This is a genomic window from Brachybacterium sp. Marseille-Q7125 (assembly GCF_023062615.1).
Lineage (GTDB): Bacteria > Actinomycetota > Actinomycetes > Actinomycetales > Dermabacteraceae > Brachybacterium.
Window position 1 is genome coordinate 17399 of the sequence record NZ_JALLAL010000013.1, and the last position, 26303, is coordinate 43701.

Genomic DNA, 26303 nt, shown 5'->3' on the forward strand with positions numbered 1-26303 from the left:
GGTGACATTATTGCATCGAGCAGCAGGGCACGCGGGATCCGGTCCGCGGCGCGCACTGCTGCCGTAGGATCGGCCGGATCCCTGCAGGCGCAGGGGCAGGAGAGGAGAGCGCATGACCCCCGGGAAGGTGGCCGGCTGGGCCCATGGCGAGGAGTTCGTCGAGGAAGCCGGTCTGTTCTCCGATGACCAGGTGCTCGCGCGCGCCCGTGAACGCGGCAGCGAGCTGGGTGCCACTCCGGTCCTGCCCGGGGCGGGGGCGCTGCTGCGCGTGCTGGCCGCGGCGGTGAATGCACGGGCCGCGGTGGAGATCGGCACCGGTTCCGGGGTGGGGTCGCTGTACCTGCTCTCGGGGATGCATCCCGACGGCGTGCTCACCACGATCGATCCCGAGGTGGAGAACCAGCGGGCGGCCCGCGAGGCCTTCGTCGAGGCGAAGATCCGCTCCCCGCGGGCGCGGACCATCGCCGGGCAGCCGCGCGACGTCATCGGCCGCCTCACCGATCACGCCTACGACCTCGTCTCCTTCCCCGCGCATGCGCCGCACGCCCTCGAGCTGCTCGAGCATGCTCGGCGTCTGCTGCGCCCAGGCGGGGTGCTGGTGATCCCGCATGCGCTGTACCACGACCGGGTCGCGGATCCGGCCGCGCGCGATGCCACCACCCAGGCGGTGCGGGCGCTGCTGCGCGCCGTCTCCGAGAGCGAGGACCTGATCAGCGTCCTGACCGGCAGCGGCGACGGCGTCCTCGCCGCGGTGCTGCGCCCGACGGTCTGAGGAGCGGGGCGCAGGCACCTCCTGACGCGCCCCCTCCCGGCACGCCACCCCATCCGGCATGCTCACCCCGCACTACGACACGCCGCCCCCTCCCGCCGAGTGCACCGATTCGTGCCGAAACGGGCACAGATCGGTGCACTCGACGTTGCTCATCGGCGCGCCCGCGGTGTCGGCGCTGCTCGTCGGCGCGCCAGTGGTGTCGGCGTGGCGGCGGTAGCGGCGCGGGCCCGACGTCGACACGGCGGCCGCGGCCTCCGCCCGGCAACGCGGCTCCGGCGCCCGTCGGCGCGGCTTGCCCGCAGACAGCGACGGCCCTGCCCCAGGTGTTCTCGGTGCAGGGCCGTCGTGGCGTGCTGGGGCCGCTTACTTGATGACGCCCTCGAGGGCGTCCCGGAGCTCGACCGCTTCCGATGCGGCGATCTCGACGACCAGTCGGCCGCCCCCCTCGAGTGGCACCCGCATGATGATGCTGCGCCCCTCCTCCACGACCTCGAGCGGACCGTCCCCGGTGCGCGGCTTCATAGCAGCCATGGCGTGCCTCCCTTGATGGTGTCGCTGCCCCTGCTGAATTCCCCCGGACGGGGCTGTGGACAGCGCTCGTGCCCGCCCATTATCTCAGGTTCGCGGAGTACGCGGTGACCGTCGGGCGCGTCGGGGCCGTGCAGGCAGGTCCAGACCCCTCCCTCGGCGTCCGGCGGAGACGACGATCATGAGTGCAGCGACCACAAGCGCTACCAGGAGCAGCAGCAGGACGATCGGGCTGGTGGCGGTCACGCGACGCCGTTCTGTCCCGGCAGCTGGATGGGTGAGTCCTCGCGCTCGACGAATTCGTGCAGCACGGAGATGGCCTCCTCGGCACTGTCCACCACACGCAGCAGATCCATGTCCTCGGGGTTGATCATCCCGCCGTCCACGACCGCGGTGCGCAGCCACTCCACCAGGCCTGACCAGTAGTCCCGGCCCACCAGGACCACGGGAAACAGATCGATCTTGTGGGTCTGCATAAGGCACAGCGCCTCGAACAGCTCATCGAGGGTGCCCATGCCGCCGGGCATGATGATGAAGCCGCTGGAGTACTTGACGAACATGGTCTTGCGGGCGAAGAAGTAGCGGAAGTCCACGCCGAGGTCCACGTACTGGTTCAGGCCCTGCTCATGCGGCAGTTCGATACCCAGACCCACGCTGGTGCCCCCGGCCTCCTGGGCGCCGCGGTTGCCGGCCTCCATAATGCCGGGTCCGCCGCCGGTGATGACGGCGTAGCCCATGTCGGAGATGCCGCGGGCGATCTCGACGGTGAGCTCGTACATGGGATCGCCCTCGCGCAAGCGCGCGGAGCCGAAGATCGAAATCGCGGGCCCAAGCTCGGCGAGCGCACCGAAGCCTTCGACGAACTCGGCCTGAATGCGCAGCACCCGCCAAGGATCGGAGTGCACCCAGGCGCCGGAGCTCTGCTCCTCGAGCAGACGCTGGTCGGTGGTGCTGGTGGGCCGCTGCTTGCCGCGCAGCGTGACAGGGCCCTTGCGATGGTGATCTCGGTTCTGCGACGTCATGGACGAAAGCGTAGACGGCGCCATACGCATACGGGGCACATGATGCAAACGGGGCCGATGACGCAAACGGGGCCGATGACGCATACGGGGCACATGATGCATGTGGGGCCGATGTTCCCGCGGGGCGAATGTCGCAGTGGGCCGCTGCTGCGATGGCACCGTGGGGCCGCTGTCGCGATGGCGCAATGGGGCTGCTGTCATCACGACGGCCGACGGGCCGCCCTGCCGGGCGCGCCGACGGCTCGACTCAGCGGATCAATGGCTCAGCGGCGCAGAAGCTCAGCGGATCAGGAACCGCCGCAGCCCGACGAGCGCCGTCTCAAGATCCGCGAGCGGCACGTGCTCGTCATCGGTGTGGGCGAGCAGCGGGTCTCCGGGGCCGAAGTTCACCGCGGGGGTGCCGAGCGCCGAGAACCGTGCGACGTCGGTCCAGCCCTGCTTGGCCTCGACGGCAACGTCTTCGCCGAGGGCGGCGAGGAAGTCCTGGGCGGCGGGGGCGCTGAGGCCGGGCAGTGCACCGGCGGCCGCATCGGTCACCTCGATGTCGACGTCCAGGTCCGCGAGCAGTTCGCGCACATGGGCTTCAGCCTGCTCCAGGCTGGTGTCGGGGGCGAAGCGGTAGTTCACGGTGAGCGCGGCACGATCCGGGATGACGTTCCCGGCGATGCCGCCGCTGATCGACACGGCGTTGAGGCACTCGCGGTATTCGAGCCCGTCGATCACGGCGCGGCGCGCCTCATAGGCGGCCAGGCGCTCGAGCACGGGGGCCAGGTGGTGGATGGCGTTGTCCCCCACCCAGTCGCGGGCCGAGTGCGCGGCGGTGCCGCGGGCGGTGACCTCGAGCTTCATGGTGCCCTTGCAGCCGCCCTCGACCCCGGCGCTGGTGGGCTCGCCGAGGATCGCGAAGTCCGCTGCGAGGTGCTCGGGGTGCTCGGCGGCGATGCGGGTGAGGGCATTGTCCGCGGCGGCGACCTCTTCGTGGTCGTAGAAGATCCAGGTGAGATCCATGGGGGCGGCGTCGGCCTCCACGGCGAGTTTGAGCAGTACGGCGACGCCGCCCTTCATATCGCAGGTGCCGCGGCCCACGAGTTCCTCGCGCCCCTCCCGGGTGCGCCGCGTGGAGGGGAGGTTGTTCGCGACCGGGACGGTGTCCAGATGCCCGGCCAGCAGCACTCGCTGCGGCAGGCCGCGGTCGGTGCGGGCGATCACGGTGTCGCCGTCGCGGATCACGGTCAGGTGGCCGGCGTGGGTGCGCAGGGCCTGCTCGACGGCATCGGCGAGGGTCTTCTCATTCCCGGACACGGATTCGATGTCCACGATCGCGGCGGTGAGCTCGACGATATCGGCGTGGGGGTCCAGGACGGGAGCGGCGGTGGCGGTCATGCCCGCCATCCTGTCACGGCCGGGCAGGGACGTCGCGGCCGACGGGGCTGGCAGCGTGGGTGCGTGACCGCGGCGGCCCACGCTCCCCCGGTCAGCTCCCCGCCTGCCCCGCCTCGGGCAGCGCCCCAGCGGCGCGGGCGAGCCGCAGCGCGACCGCCTCGGCGTGGCGCAGCAGTTGCGCGCCGGTGCCGGGCTCCGCGGTGATCGCAGAGCCAGGCTGGGCGGTGGTCACGGGCACGCCGAGCATCAGGCGCCGCTCGTACACGGTCCCGTCGGCCCCGATCGGTGCGTACAGACCATCGACGGCGATCGACCCGGTGGCCACGCGCTTGCGGCTGCCGCGGGAGGCCCAGGAGTCGCGCTGGACCTCGCCGCGGTCGCGCCAGGCGCTGATCAGACGGCTGCGCCAGTGGGTGAGGTCCACGCCCGGCAGGTGGGCTTCGAGCACGCCGTCGGCGAGCGCGACCAGACCTTCGGCGCCGCTGGTCGCGAAGCGCCCGGAGGCGTCATCGGGCTCGATGCGCATGCGCGGGCCGATGAAGGTCACCAGCCCCGCTTCCTCGAGGGCCAGCAGCTGGCGCACCCGCAGCACCGGCGGGCCGGAGGCCCAGGAGGCGAAGGCGTTGCGCAAGTGTCCATCGATGTCCGCACGCACCGACTCGGTGGTGTACGCGCCGAGGTCCACCAGACGGTTGACCTGGATGCGCAGGGCGATGAGCACCCGATAGACCAGCAGCCAGGCAGAATCCGGGACGGTGGCGCGGTGCAGGGCCTCGCGCAGTTCGTCGCGGGTGCGGCGGTGCGCATCGTGGCTCGCGCCGCCGCGGCGCCCGAAGGGGAACAGCACGCGAATGAGAGCCTCATCGTCGGCCCATTCATGGTGCCCCTCCTGGGCGAGGGCGCGCCGCAGTTCGGCGAACATCAGCGGCATGACGTCCTTCTCGTGGTCCACCCCGGCGGGGCGCACGGCCAGCTCGAGGACGCGTTCGGAGGTGAGGACCTGCGGGGTGTACGGCGCGGGCATGCGGTCGCCGAGATCGGGCTTGGGGCGATAGATCATGCCGGAGCGGGAGCCGACGAGCAGATGCGGCTCCCCGCCGCCAGGGAGATACCGCAGGCCGGAGGGAGCCTCGGGGGCGAGCTCGAAGCGACCACCGGCGACGGTGGTGAGCATGCCGATGGCGTCGTAGAAGTTCAGGCCCATGCCTTGCACGGCGATGCGCTCGCGGCCCAGCAGGGAGGCATAGTCCACGTCCAGGGGGTTCGCGGGGCCGATGTGGATCAGGCCGTGGCGGTCCGCCGCTTCGGCGAGCTGCGCGGAGCGGGGCGAGAGGGTGGTGGGCAGGTGGCCAAGGGCAAGGGCCACAGCGTCGGCGCGCAGGGTGCGGCCGTCATCGAGCTTCACACGCTGCGGCCCATCGGCCGGGCCGATGACGTCCACGGCCTCCGCGGCGTGGGTGACGATGCGCAGCCGCACGGGGTCGGCGTCGGCGCGGGCAGTCTCGAGCACGGCGGCGAGGTACCTGCCGTGGGCGGCGCGCGGCGCGAAGTCGGTGGGGGCGAGACCGTCGGCGGCCAGGTGATCGGCGAGAGTGTCGCGGCGCGGAACCGGCAGGATCGAGCGGCAGGACTCATCGGGGTACATGGTGGTTTGGCAGGTGGTGGTGTTCATCAACAGCACCTCGTCCTGGTCGGAGCGCCAGACCGCCCCGCCGAGGCCCACCTGCGGGTCCACCAGATGCACCGTGACCTGCCCCTGCCAGGCATCGGTGAGGGAGGCGGCCACCAGGCGCTCGATCACCGCGGTGCCCCGGGGCCCGGCCCCGATGACGACGACGGTGCGGGCGAGCTCGGCGGCAGAGGTGGTCATCGGGCCAGTATGCCGCGGTGCGGGGGCAGGGATGGGTCGCGGCGTCCCCTCCCCCTCACACACTTCGCACTTTTCCAGGCATCCGCCCGTCGACCATGCCAGGAAAAGTGCGAAGCGGTGACGATAGGGCGGGGCGTAGGAGTGGGGCCTGCAGCGCGGATGAGAGAATGCGGGGCATGTCGAGCCCCGATGCCGCCTCGCCGCCCGACCCGCTGCAGGACACCACGCCCCAGGCCGCAGATACCGACCGTGGCAGCGCCCTGCTGCCCTGGGGCGGCCGCGCCGCCCGGATCCGCGCGGCCGTGCGCGAAGACGTGCTGCCCAGCGAACGAGCGGACGCGGATGCGCTGGTGATGACCGCCTGGCTGACGGCTGACCAGCGGCAGCGGTACCTGGAGGGCCTGCGCGCCCGCGACGACTCCGAGGACTTCGCCCGCACTCTGGCCGATGAGCGCCGCGTGGTGCTCGAGGAGGGGGCCGATCCCGTGCCCGATGAGCTGGAATCCGCCCGCGCGGCCGAGAAGGCGGCACGCCAGATTCCGCTGCGGCTGCTGGAGGCGGCGCTGCTGCTGGTGGCGCTGGCCCTGGTGATCATGGGGCTTCGTGAGCTGGAGCTCGCTGTTCCTCCCCGCAGCGCGGCCGGTCTCGCGGTGCTGTGGTACCTCGGCGGGGGGATCTTCGCCGCGATCGTAGCTGCCGCGGTGGGCCGTATGGCGACGCGGCGGCGGGATAAGCAGCTGCTGGACTGGGCAGTCTCGCGCCCCGGGCAGCTGGGACGCGGTCTTCCGCTGCGGCGGCCGCTGCAGGGCGAGTCCCTGGGGCCGGCGATCGCGCAGGGCCTAGGGCCGGCGCTGCTTGTGGCCGTCGGGGTCATCAGCATCGTGGCGGGTGCGTCGGTGCTGCTCATCGTGCTGCTCTCCCGCGAGGGTCAGAACATGGTGCCGATGAGCATCTGGGCTCTGGTCGGCGGTGCGCTCGCGCTGATCCTCGCGGTGCTGATGTCTTACCTGCGGGCACACAGGCTCTGGACCATGGCTCGCCGGACGCGTGCCGCGCAGTGGATCGGCGCGGCTCCGGCGGTCGAGGACTCCGACGGGATCTGAGGCGGCAGGGGCGCCGCGGCGCATTGGCGCTGCGGCAGGCTCAGGTGCGCTCCAGCGCATCGGCCTCCGACGGGGCGGACTCGGAGGTGCCGTCCGCGAGCAGCCCGCGTTCACGGGCGAAGTCCTGCCAGCGCGGAGAGGTCGGCACCTGCCGCAGGTCTCGGCCCAGCAGCACCACAAGGGCCCCGGCGGCGGTGATCACGGCGAAGACGAGCATCGTCGGCAGGGCTCCGACGAGGTCCAGGCCCCAGCCGGCGATCGCGGGTGCGAGCGGCATCATGCCCATCGCCCCAAGTCCCATGAAAGCGCCGACGCGCCCCATCATCGCCCGCGGGGTGAGATGCATGAAGAAGCCCTGGCTGCTGGCGTTCAGGGCGGGCAGCCATAGGCCCATCACGGCGTAGGCCCCAGCGATCCACCACATCGAGGGCAGCAGCGGGATCACCGCGCCGAGCACGGCTAGCAGCAGCAGCGGCGCGGCAGTCAGGATTCCAGTGGGAACCCGGACGACGAGCCAGGGCGCGAGGAGGGCACCGAGGAGGATCGACGCGGCCAGCACCGTGTTCAGCAGGCCGATGCGCGCAGCCGGCACGCCCTGATCGGCGAGGTTCAGCGTGACCGCGAGCAGCAGCCCGTTCGAGCCGAGGTTCACGAGCATCGCGCAGGCCATAAGCTGCAGGCGGATGGGCTGCGAGCGGACCCAGGCCCAGGCTTCCCCGAGCTCTTCGCGCACGCGGCGGTGCGGCGCATCGGCGGTGCGCGGCCGGTAGTCGCCGCGCAGTGCGAAGGTCGCGAGCAGCGAGCCGAGGTTCCCCAGCAACTGGGCGAGGGCGGGCAGGGCGATGTTCACCGCGAGCAGCGCACCGCCCGTAGGTCCGGCTGCCATCTCGATGGCCGCGCCGCGTCCCTCGTTGACGGAGACGGCGCGGGGCAGCTGCTCGGGGGTGACGATCTGCTTGAGCATGGGGTCCGAGGCCGAACCGAGCAGGGTCCCCCGCGCGGCATTGACGAAAGCGATCGTGGCGAGCACCGTCAAGCTCCCCCAGCACTGCAGCAGCACGACGATGAGCAGGGCTTGCATCACCATGCCGGTGACAGCGGCGAGCAGCCGCAGGCGCCGTCGGTCGTAGCGGTCGGCGAGTAGGCCGCCCGGGATCATCGCCGCCAGCGTGCCGAGTCCCTGCACGAGCCCCACCATGCCCGTTGCGGCCAGAGAGCCGGTGACGGCGAAGGCGACGAGCGGGAAGGCGAACATCCCGATGCCCGCCCCGAGATCGAGGGCCGTCCCACCGATCACCCAGGCGAGGTATTCACGGTTGCGGCGTAGCGGCGGAGCGGGGGTGGCGGGGTTGTCCGCGATGTCGGTCATACCGGAGACCGTACTCCCGCAGCATCTGTTGCGCAATCGTTCTTGCGCACTGTCTGATGAGACATGGGCGCCTCGCGTTTACGCTGGGTCCATGGCCTCCGATGACACCCCGCGCCCGATGGGGCCGCGCCATGCCTCCCGTGATCAGTTGCGCGCTCTCGCGCACCCGCTGCGCCTGGAGATCATGACGCGCGTGGGCCGACGCGGCACCGCCCGTGCCGCGGACATCGCCGCGGATCTCGGCATCCCGGCGAACTCCGTGAGCTACCACCTGCGGATCCTTGCCCGCGGCGGCGTGATCGTGGAGGCGCCGGAGGCGGCGCGGGATCGGCGCGACCGGGTGTGGACGCTCGCCCAGCATTCCTTCGAGCACGGACAGCGCGCGTCGAACAACCCCGGGGAAAGAGACCGCGACTATCTCGACGCCTCCGCCGCGACGTCACTGGCCGGCATTGACTGGTTCCGCAACGCGTGGACGCGGCATCTCGCCACGCTGCGGGACAGCTCCGCGACGTCTGAGGGGAGCTCCTCGCAGGGCACCCTGCTGGCCATGGATCTGCGCATGTCCCCGCAGCAGGCGAAGGAGCTCACCGCCACGATCACCGCGGCGATCAAGGACGCGAACCGACTCAACCGCGATGAGCACGGCGTGCATCTCCCCGGTGATCCGGACTCCGAGGGCTGCGCACAGGACTTCCGTATTCTGTTCGCGATCACGGAAGACTCCCCCAGCGCCCCGGACCACCCCGCCCCGCACAGCGACTGACGGCCCTCGCCCCTCTCCGCCCACGCGCCGCGTGGCGCACCCCGCATCGCGCCGTCAGCACTCCCCCAGCGCACCCTCCGTAGACTCGGGTCCATGACGACTTCGAGCACCCCGACCTCGCCCGACGCCACGAAGACCCCCACCCGCGCCTGGGGCATCGGCTTGGCCACCCGCGCCGCCGACGGCTCCACCCTGGATGTCTGGTACCCGGCGCCGCAGCTCGGTGAGGCCCCCGCGGAGACTGAGGCCCATCCGCTGCATGCCCAGCTCGGCGGTGCCGCGCGCGCCGATGAGGTGCGCGGCACCACCCAGGAGGTCGTGGTGCGCGCGATCGAGCTGGCCGCTCCCCCGGCCGATGCTGAGGACGCCTACCTGCGTCTGCACCTGCTCTCCCATCGGCTCATCCGGCCCAACGCCCAGAACCTCGATGGGCTGTTCGGGAAGCTCACCAACGTAGTGTGGACCTCCGAGGGCCCCTGCGCCGTGGCTGGTTTCGAGGAGACACGGCTGCGCCTGATCGCCGCGGGCCGCACCCCCACCGTGCTGAGCGTCGACAAGTTCCCGCGCATGGTCGACTACGTGATGCCGGCCGGGGTGCGCATCGGCGATGCGGACCGAGTGCGGCTCGGCGCGCACCTCGCCGAAGGCACCACCGTCATGCATGAGGGCTTCGTGAACTTCAACGCCGGGACGCTCGGCACCTCCATGATCGAGGGCCGCATCTCCCAGGGCGTCATCGTCGGGGACGGCTCGGACATCGGCGGCGGCGCCTCCACCATGGGCACCCTCTCCGGCGGCGGCACCGAACGGGTCTCCATCGGCCGACGCTCCCTGGTGGGCGCCGAGGCCGGGGTGGGCATCGCCCTGGGCGATGACTGCGTCGTGGAGGCCGGGCTGTACGTCACCGCCGGCACGAAGGTTGAGCTGGTGGGCGAACAGGACGGCGAGTCCCGCGTGGTGAAGGCCAGCGAACTCTCGGGCGTGTCGAACCTGCTGTTCCGCCGCCATTCCCTGACCGGGGCGGTGCAGGCCGTGGCCCGCGCCGGGCAGACCGTCGCGCTGAACGCCGACCTGCACGCGAACTGACCGGACCCACACGAACACGGCACAGCGGGGACGGCACGAGGTGGCAGCACGCGCGCGGCAGCGCCGCGGATCGCGCAGCATCACCCGCCGCTCCCCGCTGCGCCATCTCGTGATGCCGCTCGTCCTCGTGCTGCTGCTGGGCGGTATCGCCGGGGGCAGCTATGTGGCGCTGCAGCGCTACGGCACGCCCGTCGGTGAGGGCACATGCGTGGCGACAGGCCTGGGGACGAGCCACCGCTACACCGTCGAGCGGGTGGCGAATGCGGCGCTGATCAGCGCGGTCGCGGTGGACCGACAGCTGCCGCCGCGCGCCGCCTCGATCGCGCTCGCGACCGCGTACCAGGAGTCGCAGCTGCGCAACATCGACTACGGGGACCGTGACTCGGTGGGCCTGTTCCAGCAGCGGCCCTCGCAGGGCTGGGGCAGCGTCGAGCAGATCATGGACCCCGTCTACTCCACGAACGCGTTCTATGACGCGCTCGAGCAGATCCCCGGCTACGCCGAGGGCGACATCAACGATGTGGCGCAGCGCGTGCAGCGCTCCGGCCATCCCGAGGCCTACCGGGATCACGAGACCGAGGGGCGGCTGTATGCGAGCGCGCTGACCGGGCAGAGCGGCCCGAACCTCGTGTGCACCCTCGGGCCGACCCGCGGCACCTCCTCCCCCGAGACGGTGCGCGAACAGCTGGTGCGCCAGTTCCCGCGAGCGGTCGAGTCCGGACGGATCGGCGTGACGCTGGATTCCGCCCGCGCCGTGGCCGGGCAGGTGCCGACGCACGCGGGAGCGACCGCGCTCGTGCTCGATCCGGGCGACGATGAGGCCCTGGGCTGGGCGCTTGCCAACTGGGCGGTGGCCCGCGCGGCCGAGGATGCGGTGGTGCAGGTGTCCTACCGCGGGCGAGTCTGGGAGCGCGCCGCCCGCGGCGCCGACGCCGAACGCTGGGGCGAGGTCGCCGGCGGCGCCCCGGAGCGTGTGGTGGTGCTGGTCAGCGGGGGCTGAGCGTCCCGAGGCGCACTCCCAGGACGCAGCGCCCCTCGCCTCTCCTGCGCAGGTCAGTGCACCTCAAGGCCGCGGGCGCGGAACTGCTCGCGCACCCGCTCCACCGTCTCCTTGCTGGGCGGCTGGGCGTCCCGGAGCTTGTAGTCCATGCCCAGCGCATCCCACTTGTCCTGGCCCATGTTGTGGAACGGCAGGACCTCCACGCGCTCGACCACATCCCTCCAGCGGCAGACGATGTCGGCGATGTTCTCGACGTTCTCCACGTCATCGGTCCAGCCGGGCACCACCACGAAACGCACCCAGATCTTCACGCCCTTGGCGTTCAGCCGGTCGCCGAAGTCGATGGTGGGCTGCAGCGCCCGCCCCGTGAGCTTCTTGTAGGACTCCTCGCTGCCCGACTTCACGTCCAGCAGCACCAGGTCCACGTTGTCGAGGAAGGAGTCGGTGGCCACGGCGCCGAGGAACCCAGAGGTGTCGATCGCGGTGTGCACCCCCAACTCCTTCGCCGCCCGCAGCACGTTCTTGGCGAACGCGGGCTGCATGAGCACCTCCCCGCCGGAGAGGGTGATCCCGCCACCGGAAGCCTCGAACACCCGCCGGTAGCGCTTGATGCGGCGTACGATCTCCTTGAGCGTGACGTCCTGACCCCGGCGCATCTCCATGGTGTCGGGGTTGTGGCAGTACACGCAGCGCAGCGGGCAGCCGGAGAAGAACACGGTCAGGCGCGTGCCGGGACCGTCCACTGCGGTGACCAGCTCCCAGGAGTGGATGGAGGCCAGTTCCCCGCCACGGATCGCGGCCAGGCGCTCCGAGCGCTCCAGCTCGGCTTCGGCCATGCCTTCGATGCCGGCGCCGGTGCGTCGGTTCTCGATCGGTGTGGCCAGGCGCAGGTCGATGCTTCCGCCCATATCTCCTCCTCGACCGAAGCGCCGGGCGGCCATGCCGCCCGGCGCCTGCGGTGATCAATGATCGTCGTGCGTCAGATGCGCCCTACCGGGCGCGGGCGCTCAGGCGCCCTGGTGGAAGGTGCGGTTCAGCACGTCCAGCTGCTGCTCGCGGGTGAGCTTCACGAAGTTCACCGCGTAGCCCGACACGCGCACGGTCAGGTTCGGGTAGTTCTCCGGGTTGTCCATCGCGTCCTGCAGCGTCTCCTTGTTCAGGACGTTGATGTTCGCGTGGTACAGCCCGGACTCCATGTTGTTGTTCTCGCGGTTGGCCTTCATCGAGGCGAGTCGCTCGTCGAACGTCTTGGTAGCCATGTGGTTCTCCTTCGGTGGTGCGGTTTTCCGGGGACGGTGCCGTCCTCGGCGGTCAGTGGTGGTCAGGGGCCGGACGGGGTCAGTCCTCGTCCATGATGAAGCCGGCGTCCAGGATGCCCGTGAGGTTCTTGACCTGCTCCTCCTTGTTGCGGCCCAGGCCCTGCGGGGTGATCGTGTTGGTCAGCGAGATGCCGTCCAGCGCGTCGTTGTAGTCCAGCTTGCCCACGCTCAGCATGGAGGCGACCATGCCGTGGGTGTCGGCGCCGTTCTCCGGGTTCGCGCCCGGCGAGAAGGGGGTGCCCTTCACGTGGCCCGACGGGAAGGAGCCGGTGGCCTTGCCGTACACCACGTTCGAGGTGATGGTCAGCACCGACTGGGTCGGGATCGCGTCGCGGTACATCGGGATCGCGTTGATCTTCTGCATCACGGTATGCACGATCGTCGCGGCGATGTCGTCGGCGCGGTCATCGTCGTTGCCGTAGCGGGGGAAGTCGCCCTCGGTGATGTAGTCCACCACCAGGCCGGTCTCATCGCGCACCGGGGTGACGGTGGCGTACTTGATGGCCGACAGGGAGTCCGCCACGATCGCCAGACCCGCGATGCCGCAGCCCATGGTGCGGACGATCTCGGAGTCGTGCAGCGCCATCTCGATGGACTCGTAGGCGTACTTGTCGTGGCTGTAGTGGATGATGTTCAGGGCCTCCACGTAGGTGCCCACCACCCAGTCCAGCATCTCCTCGTACTTGGCCCAGACCTCGTCGAAGTCCAGCGGCCCGTCGCCCTCGATCGGGGTGTGGCCGGTGGTGACCTGCTTACCGGTCATCTCGTCGCGGCCGCCGTTGATGGCGTACAGCAGGGACTTCGCAGCGTTGACGCGGGCGCCGAAGAACTGCATCTGCTTGCCGACCCTCATCGGCGAGACGCAGCAGGCGATCGCGGCATCGTCGCCCCAGCGGTCACGGATCTGCTTATCAGACTCGTACTGCACCGAGCTGGTCTCGATGGAGATGGCAGAGCAGAAGTCCTTGTAGCCCTCGGGCAGCTCCGGATCCCAGAAGATGGTGATGTTCGGCTCCGGGGCGGGGCCCAGGTTCCGCAGAGTCTGCAGCAGCCGGAACGAGGTCTTGGTGACCTGGCTGCGCCCGTCCTCGCCCATACCGCCATCGGACCAGGTGGCCCAGTAGGGGTCGCCGGAGAAGATCTGGTCATAGTCGATGGTGCGCAGGAAGCGCACGATCCGCAGCTTGATGACCAGCGCGTCGATGATCTCCTGCGCCTCCTGCTCGGTGATGGTGCCGGCAGCCAGGTCGCTCTCGAAGTAGATGTCGAAGAACGCGGACAGGCGACCGATGCTCATCGCGGCGCCGTCCTGGCTCTTCACGGAGGCGAGGTAAGCCATGTAGGTCCACTGCACGGCTTCCTGCGCGGTGGCGGCCGGGCGCTTCAGATCCAGGCCGTAGAGCTCACCGAGGGTCACCAGCTTCTTGAGCGCCTTGATCTGCTCGGAGTGCTCCTCGCGGTAGCGAGCCCAGTGCTCGCTGAACGGCTGATCGGCCACCGCGTCCTTGGCCTGCTGCTTCTCCTCGATGAGGAAGTCCGCGCCGTACAGGGCCAGGCGGCGGTAGTCGCCGATGATGCGACCGCGGCCGTAGGCGTCCGGCAGGCCGGTGATGATGTGGCTGGAGCGGGCGGCGCGGATGCGCGGGGTGTAGATGTCGAAGACACCGTCGTTGTGGGTCTTGCGGTAGCGGGTGAAGATCTTCTTGATCTCCGGCTCCGGCTCCTTGCCCGCCTCCTTGATGGCGGTCTCGACCATGCGCCAGCCGCCGAAGGGCATCATGGCGCGCTTGAGCGGCACATCGGTCTGCAGGCCCACGACCACGTCGTCGTCCTCGCTGATGTAGCCGGCGGGGAAGGCGTCGATATCGGCCGGGGTATGGGTGTCCACGTCGTAGACGCGGCGGCGACGCTCCTCGGAGAGGTAGTTCTTCTCCAGGTGGTCCCACACGCGCAGGGTCTTCTCGGTGGGGCCGGCCAGGAAGCTGGCGTCGCCGTCGTAGGGGGTGTAGTTGCGCTGGATGAAGTCGCGGACGTCGATCTTCTCCTGCCACGGGCCGGCCGCGAAGCCCTTCCAGGCGTCAGGGCCCGCAGCTTCGGTGTCCGGGCGTTCAGTGGCGGCAGTCGTCATGGGGTCCCTCCTCGATACGGAAGGGTCCGGCGGGATCGAAGCCCGATCAGGTCGAGCCCTTCCTCTGTGACACCACCAGGGTACCGGCCACCCCCGAGCTGTCCCGGGGCCGATAGTCCCGCCTCTGACCTGCACAAATGCGAGCTGTATCACGGTGAACATCAGTCCTCCGACCCTTGCGCCGAAACGGTGTGACGGAGCCGATGAAAACACGCCGCGAGCCCGTCGAAGGTCCGACGGGCTCGCGGGCAGGCGGGACGTGAGACGGGGCCGGGCGGATCAGCCGCGCTCTTCGATCTCCTTCTGCAGCTCGGCCAGGCGCAGTTCGCTGGTTCCGGTGCGCTCGCCCATGGGCGTGTAGTCGCGCTCGGTTTGGCCGACGTACACCTGGCGCGGGCGACCGATCTTCGTCTCCGGGTCGTGGATCATCTCCTGCCACTGGGCGATCCAGCCCGGCAGGCGGCCCAGTGCGAACAAGACCGTGAACATGCGGGTGGGGAAGCCCATCGCCTTGTAGATGATGCCGGTGTAGAAGTCGACGTTGGGGTAGAGCTTGCGCTCGACGAAGTAGTCGTCGGCCAGGGCGATCTCCTCGAGGCGCATCGCCATGTCCAGTCGCTCGTCGTGTACGCCCAGGCGCTCCAGGACGGTGTCGGCGATGGACTTCACGATGCGGGCGCGCGGATCGTAGTTCTTGTACACCCGGTGGCCGAAGCCCATCAGGCGGATGCCGTCCTCCTTGTTCTTCACCTTCTCCATGAAGTCCCGCGGGTCCATGTCGCGGTCGCGGATCTCGTTGAGCATCTCCATCACGGCGGCGTTGGCGCCGCCGTGCGCGGGACCGGACAGAGCGCCGATGCCCGCGGAGATCGAGGTGAACAGGTTGGCCTGGGCGGAGCCCACCAGGCGCACGGCGGAGGTGGAGCAGTTCTGCTCATGGTCCGCATGCAGGATCAGCAGCTGCTCCATGGCCCGCACGATCACCGGGTCGGCGATGTATTCCTCGACCGGGAATCCGAAGGTCAGGCGCAGGAAGTTCTCGATCAGAGAGAGGCGGTTGTCCGGGTACAGCAGGGCGTGGCCCTGGGCGATGCGGTGCGCGTAGGCAGCCATGGTCGGCAGCTTCGCGAGCAGCCGCACGGAGGAGACCCGCACCTGCTCCTCGTCGAAGGGGTCCAGGGAGTCCTGGTAGAAGGTGGACAGGGCGGAGACTCCGGCCTGCAGCACCGCCATCGGGTGGGCGTCGCGCGGGTACCCGTCGAACAGGCGCTTGAAGCGCTCATCGAGCAGGGTGCGCCGCTCCACCTGGGCGCAGAAGTTGTCGAGCTGGCCGCGGGTGGGCAGCTCGCCGTGGATCAGCAGGTAGGCGACCTCGAGGTAGCTGGAATGCTCGGCGAGCTGCTCGATTGGGTAGCCGCGGTAGCGCAGGATTCCGGCGTCGCCGTCGATGTAGGTGATCGAGCTCTTGACGTTCGCGGTGTTCATGAAGCCCGGGTCGTAGGTGACGTCCCCCGTCTCCTTACGCAACGGGCCGATCGCGATGCCGGAGTTGCCTTCCACCGCGGAGACGACGGGCAGGTCGAGGGTCTGGTCACCGTGGGTGAGGCGGGCGGGCGTCGCGTGATCCATGGGCTCTCCGTTGTGCGTGGTCGGATCGGTCAGGCGGGGGCGCGCCCCCGAGATTGTGCGGTCAGCGGCTCGTGAGGCGCGAGGCGGCGGCAGCGATCCGCTCATCGGTCGCGCTGAGCGCGATGCGGACATGCTCCGCGGCTCCCTCACCATAGAACATCCCCGGTGCCACCAGCATACCGAGCTCAGCCAGACGGTTCACCGTGGTCATGCCGTCCTCACCGAAGGTGGTCCATAGGTACAGCCCGGCCTGGGATCCGGTGACCTGACCGCCAGCGGATTCGAGGGCGGGCAGGAGGGTCTGTCGGCGGGCGCGGTAGCGCTCATGCTGGGTCGATGGGGCCTCGTCATCGCCGAGCGCTGCCGTCATCGCCGCCTGCACGGGGCCGGGCAGCATCATCCCGGCCTGCTTGCGCACGGCGATCAGCTCGCCCACCAGGTCAGGATCCCCGGCGACGAAGGCGGCGCGGTAGCCAGCGAGGTTCGCCTGCTTGGACAGGGAGTGCACGCACAGCAGGCCGGCAAGGTCACCGCCGCTGACGCGCGGATCCAGGATGGAGGGGACCTCGCGGACGGTCCAGGGCAGCAGGGCGTAGCACTCGTCAGAGGCGATGATGATTCCGCGCTCGCGCGCCCAGGCGACGATCGCCGCCAGCTGCTGGGCATCCAGCACCTCGCCGGTGGGATTCGACGGCAAGTTCAGCCACAGCAGGCGCAGGTGCCCAAGTTCCAGGTCCGCGGGCAGCGCCGCATCGCCGCAGGCGGCGAGGTCGGCGATGTCCACCGGCACGGGCCGGGCGCCGACGAAGCGGGCGCCCATGTCGTAGGTGGGGTAGGCGATGTGGGGGAAGGCGACGGCATCGTCGGCGTCGATGCCGAGCTGGAAGGGCAGATGCGCCACGAGCTCCTTGGAGCCGATGGTGGGCAGCACGTGCTCGGCCGTGAGCGCGGCAGCGGCACCGCGGCGGCGGTGCAGGAAGTCGGCGATCGCCTCGCGCAGGGCCGGGGTGCCGATGGTGGTCGGGTACCCGGGGCTGTCCGCGGCATCGGCCAGGGCCTGCTGCACGGAGGCAGGGGTCGGGTCCACGGGCGTGCCCACGGACAGATCCACGATGCCGTCCGGATGCTCAGCGGCTCGGGCCTTGGCTGCGGCAAGGGCGTCCCAGGGGAATGCGGGCAGGCGCCCGGCGAGCGAGCGGCGCGGCGCGGGGGTCGGAGCGCTGGTCGTCTCGGCGTCGGCCATGCCGGTCTTCTCGGCGTCGGCCATGCCGGGGGCCTGGGCGGCGTCGGTCACGGGAGGATCAGTCCTCCAGCGGGTTGGGCTGCGGCGGCAGAGCCTCGATGATCGGGTGATCCTTGTCGATCACGCCCATCTTCGCGGCGCCGCCGGGGGCGCCGATCTCGTCGAAGAACTCGACGTTGGCCTTGTAGTACTCCGCCCATTGGTCCGGGGTGTCGTCCTCGTAGAAGATCGCTTCGACGGGGCACACCGGCTCGCAGGCGCCGCAGTCCACGCACTCATCGGGCTGGATGTACAGCATCCGGTTGCCCTCGTAGATGCAGTCCACGGGGCACTCGTCGACGCAGGCTCGGTCCTTCACGTCGACGCAGGGCAGGGCGATGACGTACGTCATGGGGTGGCTTCCTTCCGTCTGCGACGGACTCCATCCTCTCACCTCAGCGCTCCCGGGGGCGCCTGCACCCCGCCGTGACCCGAGGCACAGGGGCAGGCGCGGGATACTGGGCGCATGGTCGAGGAGAGCGCTGGACAGGACGCGGAGCACGAGCAGGCGCCGCCCCCGCACACACAGACCCCGCCCTCGCAGCATCGCGCACCGTCGCCCGTGTCTGCTGACGAGTCCGCACGCCCCCGTGCGGGGTGGGCGCCGTTCCTGCAGGTGGGGCGGCGTGTGGTGCTGCGCTATGCGATCGACCGCGAGGCCTCCCCGCACGGCGAATCGATGAGCGATGCCCTGGGCACGATCCTCGCCGCCGAGGAGCAGGTGGTGCGCGTGATGACGCGGCGCGGGGAGTTGGCGGTGCCGCGGGCGCTGGTCATCGCCGCGAAGGAGGTCCCTCCCCCGCCGGTGCGCCGCCCCCGAAGCAGCTAGCCCGCAGCGCATCACGCGGTGCGGCAGGCCCGCTCAGGTGCAACAACCCCGCTCAGGCGGCGCGACCCGCGCCCGGCGCGATGCTCACGGCCGCGCCCGTCGCGCCCGGCGCGGTCCTCACGGCCGCGTTCGTCGGGCCCGGCGCCTTGCGCCGATGCTCACCACCGCCGCGACGATGAAGGGGATCAGGATCCCCAAGGCCTGCACCACCAAGCCGGAGTACTGGACCTGGTCGCCGATCTGTGCGGGGAACAGCACCCCACCGCCCGCGCCGCGGCCCAGGAACGGCGTGGCAAGCAGCCCCCACAGCATGCCCACCACCAGCAGCGGCAGGCGCGCCCCGCTCGCCGCCCACAGGAACACGCAGATCACCACCTGCAGCACCGCCGCGAACAGCAGACCCACCGGCAGGGTCAGGCCGGCGACGTCCACGCTCACGCGGTGCGTGGTGACCATCAGCAGCACCGAAATGATGGTGAGCACCACGGCCATCGCCACCTGCACCACCCGCGCCCCCAGGGAGGTGCGGTCGATGGCGGGCGGCCCGTCGGGCCGGGCCGGGGTGGTCATCGCCTCACGCCCCGGGCTTCCCGGACTTCACGCGCGAGAGGGCACGACGCCGCTCGGTGGGATCCAGGATCACCTTGCGGATGCGGATGATCTCGGGGGTGACCTCCACGCACTCGTCCTCGGCGGTGAACTCGAGAGACTCCTCGAGCGTGAGCTTGCGCGGCGGCACCAGGTTCTCGAAGGAGTCGGCGCTGGCCGCACGCATGTTGGTCAGCTTCTTCTCCTTCGTGATGTTCACGTCCATGTCCTCATTGCGGGAGTTCTCCCCCACCACCTGGCCCATGTAGACCTCGCTGGTGGGCTCGACGAAGAAGGTGCCGCGCTCCTGCAGGTTGATCATGGCGTACGGGGTCACCGCACCGGGCCGGTCGGCCACCAGGGAGCCGGTGGAGCGGAACTCGATCTCCCCCATCCAGGGCTCGTAGCCGTCGGCGTAGGAGGATGCGATGCCGTTGCCGCGGGTCTCGGTGAGGAAGCGGGTGCGGAAGCCGATGAGACCGCGTGAGGGCACCTGGAACTCCATGCGCACCCAGCCGGAGCCGTGGTTGCTCATGGTCAGCATGCGGCCCTTGCGGGAGGCCATCAGCTGGGTGACGGTGCCCAGGTACTCCTCGGGCACGTCCACGGTCATGCGCTCGACGGGCTCGTGCACGGTGCCGTCGATGGTGCGGGTGAGCACCGTGGGCTTGCCGACGGTCAGCTCGAAGCCTTCGCGGCGCATCTGCTCCACGAGGATTGACAGCGCGAGCTCGCCGCGGCCCTGCACCTCCCAGGCGTCGGGCCGTTCGGTGGGCAGCACCTTGAGGGACACGTTGCCGACCAGCTCGGCGTCCAGGCGGTCCCTGACCTGGCGGGCGGTGAGCTTGTGGCCCTTGCCGTTCTTGCCCGCGAGCGGCGAGGTGTTGATGCCGATGGTCATGGAGATCGCGGGGTCGTCGATGGCGATCAGCGGCAGCGGCCGCGGGTCATCCACATCGGCGAGGGTCTCGCCGATCATGATCTCGGGAATGCCGGCGACGGCGACGATGTCGCCGGGGCGGGCGGTGCGCTCCATCGGCACGCGCGTGAGCCCCTTGGTCTCCAGCAGCTCGGTGACCTTCATCGGCTTGGTCTGACCCTCGTGGGTGCACCAGGCCACCTGCTGCCCCTTGGCGAGCTCACCGCTTTTGATGCGCAGCAGCGCGAGGCGGCCCAGGAACGGGGAGGCGTCGAGGTTCGTGACATGGGCCTGCAGCGGCATATCGGCGTCATAGGCGGGGGCGGGGATCGCCTCGAGGATCGTGGCGAACAGCGCCTCGACGTCCTCCTCGTCCGGCAGGGTGCCATCGGCCGGCTGGGTGAGGGAGGCGCGCCCGGCCTTGCCGGAGGCGTAGACGACGGGGACATCCAGCACCGCATCCAGGTCCAGGTCATCGACCTCTTCAGCGAGGTCGGAGGCCAGGCCCAGCAGCAGGTCGGTGGTCTCGGAGACGACCTCGTCGATGCGGGCATCGGGCCGGTCCACCTTGTTGACCACCATGATGACCGGCAGCTTCGCGGCCAGGGCCTTGCGCAGCACGAAGCGGGTCTGCGGCAGCGGCCCCTCGGAGGCGTCCACCAGCAGCACCACGCCGTCCACCATGGACAGGCCGCGCTCGACCTCACCGCCGAAATCGGCGTGGCCGGGGGTGTCGATGACATTGATGGTGATGCCCTCGGGGTGGCCGATCGCCGCGGCCGACGGTCCGTTGTATCGGATCGCCGTGTTCTTCGCGAGGATCGTGATGCCCTTCTCGCGCTCGAGCTCCCCGGAGTCCATCGCCCGCTCGTCGTGCTTCTCCCGGTCGCCGAAGGCTCCGCCCTGCGTGAGCATGGCGTCCACCAGGGTGGTCTTGCCGTGGTCCACGTGGGCGACGATGGCGACGTTGCGGAGGTCCGTGCGGTGCTGAATGGTCATACGCGGGTGCTCTTCCCTGGTAGCTGCTGGCGTGGGGCGCGCTGCGGGGCGTTGCGGTGCGCGCGGCACGACGGAGTTCGACCCGCTCCCGGGCCTCGGCGAGTCTATAACCTGCAGGGCCGACGGCGAGGGGGCTGCCGTGTAACGTTCGACGCCCCGCAGGCCAGGTGCTGCGGGGCGTCGAGCGTGCATGCTGCCGTCAAGCTCAGGCCCGACCGGCGGCGGCGAAGGGATCCACCGGTCCCTCCCCCTCCTCGGGCAGGTCCGCGTCCTCGGCCTTCTCCTCATCGGCCTCGCCGACGGGGGCAGTGACCTCAATAGTCTCCGAGCCGGCCAGCGGGATGTCGCCGCCGGGGATCGCGGCCAGCAGGCGCTTGGTGTAGTCCTGCTGCGGGGCGTGGAACACCTCATCGGTGGTGCCCTGCTCGACGACCTTGCCCTTCTCCATCACCAGGGTGCTGTCGGCGATCTGCCGCACCACCGCGAGGTCATGGGTGATGAACAGGTAGCTGAGCCCCAGCTCGGCCTGCAGGTCGTTCAGCAGCTCGAGCACCTGGGCCTGCACCAGCACGTCGAGCGCCGAGACGGCCTCATCGCAGATGACCACCTCGGGATCCAGGGCGAGCGCCCGGGCGATCGCGATGCGCTGACGCTGACCACCGGAGAGCTCATTGGGGAAGCGCCGCATCATCGTGGAGGGCAGCGCGACCTTGTCCAGCAGGTCCCGGACCTTGGCCTCACGGCTCTTCGCATCGCCGATGCCGTGGATCCGCATCGGCTCCTCGATCGTGCGGAAGATCGAGTACATCGGATCCAGGGTGCCGTAGGGGTTCTGGAAGATCGGCTGGACACGGCGGCGCAGCGTCTTCAGCTCCGCCCCCTTGTAGGCGGTGACGTCCTTGCCCTCGAAGAGCACCCGGCCCTTGGTGGGCTCGAGCAGCCGCAGCACCATCTGCGCGACCGTGGACTTCCCGGAGCCGGACTCCCCCACGATCGCGGTGGTGGTGCCGCGCTCAATCGCGAAGGACACGTCATCGACCGCGGTGAACGGGGTGCTTTTCCACGGCACGGCGCCGCGGATGGGGAACACCTTGGTGAGGTTCTCGACCTCGATCACGTGGTCGGTGCCGGCGGCTTCGGACTCCTGCTCCTGGGCGTGCAGCTGCGCCTGCTCGCGCACCTGGGCTCGCTCGGAGGAGGAGACCAGGCGGCGGGAGGCCAGCGACGGCGCGGCGGCGATGAGCCGCTTGGTGTACGGATGCTGCGGGTTCTGCAGCAGCTCGAGCGCGGGCCCGGACTCGACCACCCGCCCCTTGTACATCACGACCAGATGCTGGGCGCGCTCCGCGGCGAGCCCCAGGTCGTGGGTGATCAGCAGCACCGCCACCCCGAGCTCCCCGGTCAGGGTGTCCAGGTGGTCCAGGATCTGCTGCTGCACCGTGACATCCAGGGCGCTGGTGGGCTCATCGGCCACCAGCAGGGTGGGCCGGGCGGCGAGGCCCATCGCGATCAGGGCACGCTGCTTCATGCCGCCGGAGAACTCGTGCGGGTACTGCTCGGCGCGGCGCCCGGCATCGGACAGCCCCGCTTCCTGCAGCAGCTCGACGGTCCGGGCCTTCGCCTCAGCCCCCTTGGCGACGCCGTTGGCGACCAGCGCCTCCTTGATCTGCGTGCCCACCCGCCACATGGGGTTGAGGTTGCTCATCGGGTCCTGCGGCACGAGGCCCACGTGGTTGCCGCGCAGCGCCCGGATCTCCTTCTCGGAGGCGTGGGTGATGTCGCGGCCCTCGAAGATCACCGACCCGCCGGTGATGCGGCCGTTGGAGGGCAGCAGATGCGCGATGCTCATGGCGGTGGTGGACTTGCCCGAACCGGACTCGCCGACGATCGCGACGGTCTCGCCCGGGTAGACCTCGAGGTTCGCGCTGCGCACGCCCTTGACCGGTCCGCTGGAGGTGGTGAAGGTGATCTCCAGGTCGCGGATCTGCAGCAGCGGGGCATCCGCGGCAGGGCGGTCCTCGACGGGGCTGACGGAGGTGGCGGTCATCGTTTCCTCGCCTTCGGGTCCAGCGCATCGCGCACCGCGTCGCCGAGCATGATGAAGCTCAGCACCGTCAGGGCCAGTGCGAAGGACGGGTAGAACAGCATCATCGGCTGGGTGCGCAGCGCATCACGGGCGGCGGCGATATCCCGCCCCCAGGACACGACGGAGGTGGGCAGGCCCACGCCGAGGAAGGACAGCGTGGCCTCGGCGACGATGAAGACGCCGAGGTTCACGGTGGCGGTGACGATCACCGGGGCGATCGCATTGGGGATGATGTGGCGCAGCAGCACGGCGGGCCGCGAGGCGCCCAGCGCCGTCGAGGCCGGCACGAAGTCCTGGCTCTTGGTGGAGATCACCGAGCCGCGCATGATGCGGGCGATGTTCGTCCAGCCGAAGATCGACAGCACCAGCACCACGGTCCAGATGGTCATCTCTCCCACGCGGGTGGCGATGACGATCGCGCCCAGGATCATCGGGATCGCGAAGAACACGTCGGTGATGCGAGAGACGATCTCGTCGAACCAGCCGCCGAGGTAGCCGGCGAGCGCGCCGATCACCCCGCCGATCAGGGTCGAGCCGATCATCGTGAAGAAGCCGATGAGCACCGAGGTGCGGGTGCCCCACACGGTGCGGGCGAGGATGTCGTAGCCCTGGCGGGAGGTGCCGAAGGGGTGCTCGCCGCTGGCGGGCTGATTGGCGTTCATCAGGTCGCCGTAGCTGGGGTCCTGGTCGCTGAAGATCTGCGGGAACGCGGCGACGAACAGGATGAAGGCGATCAGCAGGGCGGAGATGACGAACACGGGGTTGCGCACCAGGTTGTGCGCGGCCTCCGCCCACAGGGAGCGGGGCGCGGTGGAGGTGTCGACGGCGTCGACCTCCTGCAGCGGGGTCTCGTCCAGCGGCGCCACCCAGTGCTGGGTGGTGGGCCGACGGGTGGCGCGTGCGTCACTTGCCATAGCGGATCCTCGGGTCGAGCACGCCGTAGAGCAGGTCCACGACGAGGTTGGACAGCAGGAAGATGATCACCATCAACGTCACCAGCGAGACCACCAGCGGGCTCTCGCCGTCGTTGATCGATTTGAACAGCAGCGTCCCGATCCCGGGCACGTTGAAGATGCGCTCGGTGACGATCGCGCCGCCCATCAGGGCGCCCAGGTCCGCGCCGATGAAAGTGACCACGGGGATCAGGGAGTTGCGCAGGATGTGGCGGGAGACCACGCCGCCGCGCGAGAGGCCCTTGGCGGTCGCGGTGCGCACGTGGTCCGACGGGACCGTCTCGGCGATCGAGGTGCGCGTCAGGCGCAGGACGTAGGCGAAGGAGACGGCGCCCAGCACGAAGCCGGGTACCAGGAGGTTCTCCCACGACGGGTCGCGGCCCACGTTGATCGGGGCGATCCCCAGCTTGACGCCCAGGACGAACTGGGCCACGAAGCCGATCACGAAGGTGGGGGTGGCGATCAGCAGCAGCGAGAGCATCAGCAGCGTGGTGTCGATGAAGGTGCCCTTGCGCAGGCCCGCGATCACGCCGGCGATGATGCCGAAGGTGGTCTCGACCGCCACGGCGATGAGCGCGAGCTTAAAGGTGGTGGGGAAGGCCTGGGCGATCTGCTCGGAGATCGAGCGGCCGTTGAAGCCCACTCCCAGGTCCAGCGTCACCACGTTGCCGAGGTAGATCAGCCACTGCACGAGCACGGGCTTGTCGAGGTTGTACTGCTCCCGCAGGCGCTGCTCGACGGCCGGGGAGATCGGCTTGTCTCCGGCGAGCGTGAGGATCGGGTCTCCGGACGTGTAGAACGTCAGCAGGTAGATGATCAGGGTGGCGCCGAGGAAGACGGGGATCATCTGCAGCAGTCGCCGCGCGATGTACCAGATCACGTCGTTCTCTTTCGAAGTCGGGAAGGGTCCGAGGTCAGCCCCCGGGGGCGCCCGACGGGCCGGGCGCGCGACGGCGGGAACCGGAGGCTCCGGTCCCCGCCGTCAGGGTAGGTCAGCAGATCACTTGGTGATCTGGTGGTACAGCGGCACGGTGTCCCAGCCGTACTCCACGTTGGAGACCAGCGTCGAGTAGCCGCCGAAGGTGTTCTGGTACCACAGCGGCACGACGGGCAGGTCCTCCATGAGGATCGCCTCGGCCTGCTTCCACAGCTCGATGGCCTCCTCCTCGCTCGCGGCGGCGAGACCGTCGGACAGCAGCTGATCGAACTCGGGGTTCTTGTAGTCGCCGTCGTTGGAGCCCTTGCCATCCGCAGCCGCGGAGCCGTACAGGGGGCCCAGGAAGTTGTAGGCGGAGGGGTAGTCGGCCTGCCAGCCCGAACGCCAGGTGCCGTCCAGCTCGCGCTTGCGGATCTGCTCGCGCATCTCACCGAAGGCTGGGAACGGGGTGGGCTTGGCCTCGATGCCCAGGGTGTTGGACAGCGAGTTGCACACCGCCTCGACCCAGTCGGCGTGGGGGCCGTCGGCGTTGTAGGCGAGGGTCAGGGGGCCCTCGAAGGGGCTCATGCCCTCGGCCTCCTCCCACAGCTTCTTCGCCTCGGCCTCATCGAACTCGAGCACCTCGGCGCCGGGGATATCGGTGGCACCGCCGCCGGGGATCACCGGGGAGACGAAATCGGTGGCGGGGGTGCGGGTGCCGAAGAAGAGGTTGTCGCAGATGGTCTGACGGTCGATGGCCCGCGAGATCGCCTGGCGGCGCAGCTTCCCGGCCTCGCCCTCGAAGTTCTTGTCGTACCCGGGCAGGGTGATCGACTGGAACACAGCACCCTCGGTGTTCACCGCGCGCTCGCCCAGCTCGTCCTCGAAGGTGGACAGGGCGGAGTTGGGGATCTGGTCCACGACGTCGACGTTGTCCGAAGACAGGTCGTTGTACATGGTCTCCGGGTCCTGGTAGACGGTGAAGGTCAGCCCGGCGTTCTGGGCCTTGCGGGGACCGTCGTAGGACTCATTGGGGACCAGCACGAGCTCCTGGTCGTGGCTCCAGCTCTCGAGCTTGTAGGGGCCGTTGGCGAGCGGCGACTCGCCGAAGGCCTCCATGTCCTCGAAGGCGGAGGGCGGCAGCGGCATGTACGCCGAATAGCCCAGGCGGGTGGGGAAGTCGGACTGGGCGGAGACCAGGCGCACGGTGAAGGTCTTCTCGTCCACGACCTCCAGGCCGGAGAGGGTCGCATCCTCGGCGACGTCCTTGGCGGACAGCTCCTTGTAGCCCTCGATGGGCTCGAAGAAGTACTGGCCGATCTGGGCGTTCGTAGCGTTGGCGCCGTAGTTCCAGGCGTCCACGAAGTCCTGGGCGGTCACCGGGGTGGAGCCGTCGGAGTAGGTCAGGCCCTCACGGATGGTGATGGTCCAGTTCTGGTTGTCCTCGGACTCGATGGACTCTGCGACGTCGTTCTCGGTGGAGCCGTCGGCCTTGTAGTAGACCAGGCCCGCCCACAGCATGGTGATGATCCGGCCTCCGCCGACCTCACCGGTGTTGGTGGGGATCAGGGGGTTCTCGGGCTCGGTGGTGTTGGCGTAGATGGGCTCGCCGGAGCCGCCGTCGGCTCCGCCGCCACCGCTGCCGCCGTTCCCGCCGTCACCGCCCCCGCCGCAGGCGGCGAGGGTCAGCGCGGCGCCGCCGGCGGCGGTGCTCAGCATCATGGTTCGGCGCGTGAAGGCCATGGGGGATCTCCTG

General features: G+C 70.0%; 23 protein-coding genes. 6 read left to right on the top strand and 17 right to left on the bottom strand.

The genetic code is table 11. The annotated features are described in order from the left end of the window. Positions 1-112 precede the first annotated feature (112 nt). Positions 113-772: a class I SAM-dependent methyltransferase gene (locus MU407_RS05085; protein WP_246955854.1), complete on the top strand. Its 660-nt coding sequence runs from the start codon at positions 113-115 to the stop codon at positions 770-772. Between the two features lie 363 nt (positions 773-1135). Here MU407_RS05085 and MU407_RS05090 read toward each other — a convergent pair whose 3' ends face one another. From MU407_RS05090 to MU407_RS05105, 4 genes are all read right to left on the bottom strand, one after another. Next, entirely contained in the window at positions 1136-1303 is a 168-nt protein-coding gene (locus tag MU407_RS05090) for a DUF3117 domain-containing protein (RefSeq protein ID WP_010551467.1), read from the bottom strand. Between the two features lie 239 nt (positions 1304-1542). Further along, positions 1543-2322, bottom strand: a complete 780-nt coding sequence (locus MU407_RS05095) for a TIGR00730 family Rossman fold protein (RefSeq protein WP_246955856.1) — start codon at positions 2320-2322, stop codon at positions 1543-1545. Positions 2323-2601: 279 nt separating this feature from the next. Beyond that, the gene (gene dapE, locus MU407_RS05100; protein ID WP_246955858.1) at positions 2602-3705 is read right to left on the bottom strand and encodes a succinyl-diaminopimelate desuccinylase; all 1104 of its coding nucleotides are present in this window, start codon (positions 3703-3705) and stop codon (positions 2602-2604) included. Positions 3706-3796: 91 nt separating this feature from the next. Next, the gene (locus tag MU407_RS05105) at positions 3797-5575 is read right to left on the bottom strand and encodes an FAD/NAD(P)-binding protein (protein ID WP_246955860.1); all 1779 of its coding nucleotides are present in this window, start codon (positions 5573-5575) and stop codon (positions 3797-3799) included. A gap of 176 nt (positions 5576-5751) precedes the next feature. On the opposite strand from MU407_RS05105, the gene MU407_RS05110 reads away from it, so the two are divergent. Next, positions 5752-6678, top strand: a complete 927-nt coding sequence (locus tag MU407_RS05110) for a hypothetical protein (protein ID WP_246955862.1) — start codon at positions 5752-5754, stop codon at positions 6676-6678. Positions 6679-6718: 40 nt separating this feature from the next. On the opposite strand, the gene MU407_RS05115 is transcribed toward MU407_RS05110, so the two are convergent. Further along, positions 6719-8047: an MFS transporter gene (locus MU407_RS05115; RefSeq protein WP_246955864.1), complete on the bottom strand. Its 1329-nt coding sequence runs from the start codon at positions 8045-8047 to the stop codon at positions 6719-6721. 91 nt (positions 8048-8138) lie between these two features. Between MU407_RS05115 and MU407_RS05120 the strand changes: the two genes are divergently transcribed. The 3 genes from MU407_RS05120 (at position 8139) to MU407_RS05130 (ending at position 10899) form a co-directional block, all read left to right on the top strand. Continuing rightward, positions 8139-8813: a helix-turn-helix domain-containing protein gene (locus tag MU407_RS05120; protein ID WP_246955866.1), complete on the top strand. Its 675-nt coding sequence runs from the start codon at positions 8139-8141 to the stop codon at positions 8811-8813. A gap of 93 nt (positions 8814-8906) precedes the next feature. Further along, complete coding sequence (dapD, locus tag MU407_RS05125; RefSeq protein WP_246955868.1) at positions 8907-9899, top strand: 2,3,4,5-tetrahydropyridine-2,6-dicarboxylate N-succinyltransferase; 993 nt, start codon at positions 8907-8909, stop codon at positions 9897-9899. A gap of 40 nt (positions 9900-9939) precedes the next feature. Next, entirely contained in the window at positions 9940-10899 is a 960-nt protein-coding gene (locus tag MU407_RS05130; RefSeq protein ID WP_246955870.1) for a hypothetical protein, read from the top strand. A 53-nt stretch (positions 10900-10952) separates the two neighbouring features. On the opposite strand, the gene pflA is transcribed toward MU407_RS05130, so the two are convergent. The 6 genes from pflA to fdxA all read right to left on the bottom strand — a co-directional run bounded on the left by pflA (position 10953) and on the right by fdxA (position 17609). Beyond that, positions 10953-11807 (bottom strand): pyruvate formate-lyase-activating protein, encoded by an 855-nt coding sequence (gene pflA, locus MU407_RS05135; protein WP_246955872.1) that lies wholly within the window; start codon positions 11805-11807, stop codon positions 10953-10955. Between the two features lie 99 nt (positions 11808-11906). Continuing rightward, entirely contained in the window at positions 11907-12158 is a 252-nt protein-coding gene (grcA2, locus tag MU407_RS05140) for an autonomous glycyl radical cofactor GrcA2 (protein WP_246955874.1), read from the bottom strand. A gap of 79 nt (positions 12159-12237) precedes the next feature. Further along, entirely contained in the window at positions 12238-14346 is a 2109-nt protein-coding gene (locus tag MU407_RS05145) for a pyruvate formate lyase family protein (protein ID WP_246955876.1), read from the bottom strand. A gap of 279 nt (positions 14347-14625) precedes the next feature. After that, positions 14626-15975, bottom strand: a complete 1350-nt coding sequence (locus MU407_RS05150) for a citrate synthase (protein WP_246955878.1) — start codon at positions 15973-15975, stop codon at positions 14626-14628. 61 nt (positions 15976-16036) lie between these two features. Next, on the bottom strand, positions 16037-17218 hold the full coding sequence (dapC, locus tag MU407_RS05155; RefSeq protein ID WP_246955924.1) for a succinyldiaminopimelate transaminase: 1182 nt from the start codon (positions 17216-17218) through the stop codon (positions 16037-16039). 58 nt (positions 17219-17276) lie between these two features. Next, positions 17277-17609 carry a ferredoxin gene (fdxA, locus tag MU407_RS05160; RefSeq protein WP_102236514.1) on the bottom strand — a complete coding sequence of 111 codons (333 nt, stop codon included), beginning with the start codon at positions 17607-17609 and terminating at the stop codon, positions 17277-17279. Between the two features lie 114 nt (positions 17610-17723). Between fdxA and MU407_RS05165 the strand changes: the two genes are divergently transcribed. Continuing rightward, on the top strand, positions 17724-18086 hold the full coding sequence (locus tag MU407_RS05165; RefSeq protein ID WP_246955880.1) for an acetyltransferase: 363 nt from the start codon (positions 17724-17726) through the stop codon (positions 18084-18086). Positions 18087-18203: 117 nt separating this feature from the next. Here the strand turns inward: MU407_RS05165 and MU407_RS05170 are convergent, their stop codons facing one another. From MU407_RS05170 to MU407_RS05195, 6 genes are all read right to left on the bottom strand, one after another. Next, on the bottom strand, positions 18204-18656 hold the full coding sequence (locus MU407_RS05170) for a hypothetical protein (protein WP_246955882.1): 453 nt from the start codon (positions 18654-18656) through the stop codon (positions 18204-18206). A gap of 4 nt (positions 18657-18660) precedes the next feature. After that, complete coding sequence (gene typA / locus MU407_RS05175) at positions 18661-20592, bottom strand: translational GTPase TypA (protein ID WP_246955884.1); 1932 nt, start codon at positions 20590-20592, stop codon at positions 18661-18663. 205 nt (positions 20593-20797) lie between these two features. Further along, the gene (locus tag MU407_RS05180; protein WP_246955886.1) at positions 20798-22639 is read right to left on the bottom strand and encodes an ABC transporter ATP-binding protein; all 1842 of its coding nucleotides are present in this window, start codon (positions 22637-22639) and stop codon (positions 20798-20800) included. Then, complete coding sequence (locus MU407_RS05185) at positions 22636-23592, bottom strand: ABC transporter permease (RefSeq protein WP_246955888.1); 957 nt, start codon at positions 23590-23592, stop codon at positions 22636-22638. Before MU407_RS05185 ends, MU407_RS05180 begins: the two co-directional genes overlap by 4 nt. Beyond that, entirely contained in the window at positions 23582-24511 is a 930-nt protein-coding gene (locus MU407_RS05190) for an ABC transporter permease (RefSeq protein ID WP_246955890.1), read from the bottom strand. Before MU407_RS05190 ends, MU407_RS05185 begins: the two co-directional genes overlap by 11 nt. Before the next feature lie 120 nt (positions 24512-24631). Further along, positions 24632-26290: an ABC transporter substrate-binding protein gene (locus tag MU407_RS05195; RefSeq protein ID WP_246955892.1), complete on the bottom strand. Its 1659-nt coding sequence runs from the start codon at positions 26288-26290 to the stop codon at positions 24632-24634. Between the last annotated feature and the right edge of the window lie 13 nt (positions 26291-26303).